The sequence below is a fragment of the Xanthobacter sp. BG11Y11_SDJG genome (genome assembly GCF_057364445.1).
In genome coordinates, this window is record NZ_JBNFNU010000664.1 from 1 (window position 1) to 1,353 (window position 1,353).

Sequence of the window (1,353 nt, forward strand, 5' to 3'; positions counted from 1 at the left end):
GCACGGTCACGCGCGTGCCCTCCACCGCCACCAGCGCCGCCACCGAGGACGCAATGGGGTTGGGCCGCACCGGCGAGCGCAGCGCGAAGGTCCCCCGCGGGCGTGCCGCCGCGCGGCACCTGGAGCACCAGATCGCGCCGCGCCTCGTCCATCCAGTAGAGAACCTGCACGTGGCTGAGGCCGGCCAGGCCGGTCAGAGCTTCGGCCCAGCGCGGGTCGATGTGCAGCGTGCAGAGCGGGCCATCCGCCATGTCGCCGCGCCGCGGGCACGCCGCGCGGGTCGGCCATGGCGTCTCGATATGGCCGATGAAGTAGATGCCGGCATCGAAGCGCTCGGGCAAGGCCACCTGGTGCTCGCCGGCGCGGATGCCCTCGCCCGCCTCGTTCTCCACCGCAGACATGGGGTCCTCCCGTTCGTTCCGGCGCCGGAGAGCTTATGGTGCCCCGTCCGACCTGCAAGGAGGTTTCCATGGTCCCGTCCCGCGACATCGCGCGCCTCATCGAGATCATGGCGGCGCTGCGCACGCCGGGCAGCGGCTGCCCCTGGGACCTGGAGCAGACCTACGCCACCATCGCCCCCTACACCGTCGAGGAGGCTTACGAGGTGGCCGACGCCGTCGCCCGCGGCGACCTCGGCGACCTCAAGGAGGAACTGGGCGACCTCCTGCTCCAGGTGGTGTTCCATGCCCGCATGGCCGAGGAGGACGGCGCCTTCGCCTTTCCCGATGTGGTGGAAGCCATCACCACCAAGCTGGTGCGCCGGCATCCGCACGTGTTCGGCCCTGCGCGCGACCTGACGCCGGAGGCCGTGAAGGGCCTGTGGGCCGAGATCAAGGCGGAGGAGAAGCGCGAGAAGGCGGACCGCCGGGCCGCCGCCGGTCTTCCGGCCGAGACGCAGAGCGTTCTCGACGGCGTGCCCCTCCCCCTTCCCGCCTTGACCCGCGCGCTGAAGCTGCAGGAGAAGGCCGGCCGCGTGGGCTTCGACTGGAACGATGCGCGCCAGGTGCTGGCGAAGATCCGCGAAGAGACGGACGAGGTGGCGGAGGCGCTCGACGCCGGCGGCCTCGCCGCGGTGCGCGACGAGGTGGGCGACCTCCTGTTCGCGGTGGTGAACCTCGCCCGCCATGCGGGTGTCGACCCCGAGGCTGCGCTCGCCGGCACCAACGCGAAGTTCACCCGCCGCTTCCGCTTCCTGGAACAGCGCTTGAGGCGCAAGGCCGCGCGCCGGCCGCCGCAAGTCTCGACGAGATGGAGGCGCTCTGGCAGGCGGCGAAGCAGGCCGAGCGGGCCGGAACCCCAGACGACGCCGCGGAAGCCCCTGCCATCGGCGGACGCGCGCCGGCCTCAGCGGGG

The 1,353-nt window shown here is 72.7% G+C and carries 1 protein-coding gene and 1 pseudogene; one reads left to right on the top strand and one right to left on the bottom strand.

The annotated features are described in order from the left end of the window. The coding region (locus tag AC2W7M_RS25555) for a hypothetical protein (RefSeq protein ID WP_486135909.1) at positions 1-70 on the bottom strand (70 nt) is incomplete at its 3' end. A 399-nt stretch (positions 71-469) separates the two neighbouring features. Here AC2W7M_RS25555 and mazG point away from each other — a divergent pair. Continuing rightward, positions 470-1,353: pseudogene (gene mazG, locus AC2W7M_RS25560) on the top strand (nucleoside triphosphate pyrophosphohydrolase); the annotation flags it as partial.